The 335-nt window shown below is 75.2% G+C and carries 1 pseudogene; it reads right to left on the reverse strand.

Annotated features, from left to right (window positions below):
• Nucleotides 1-335: pseudogene (locus G3I40_RS28135) on the reverse strand (B12-binding domain-containing protein); the annotation flags it as partial.

The raw sequence follows: 335 nt of genomic DNA on the forward strand, positions 1-335 counted from the left end.
CCGTCCTGCGGACGGCGGCCGCGACCGCCTCGACGGGCACGGCAGCGCCGAACATCCGCTGCGGCACGCCACGTTCGGCCAGTGCCGCGCTGAGCGCCTCCAGGGGCAGCGAGTGCTGTTCGGCCGGTACGCAGGCCAGCACCATCGGCGGGGCGGCCAGCGGGACGGACGGGGTGGCGCCGCGGTGCAGGGTGCGCGTGACGTGCCAGGACAGCAGGTGCTCGACCTCGACGTAGCGGTCGCCGGCCTCCTCCCATTTGCGGCCGATCGCGTGCAGCACCGGCACCATCACGTGCTGCCAGGCGTCGACCAGGCCGTGTCCCGCCACCGCCTGC

This window comes from Streptomyces sp. SID14478 (genome assembly GCF_010548525.1).
Lineage (GTDB): Bacteria > Actinomycetota > Actinomycetes > Streptomycetales > Streptomycetaceae > Streptomyces.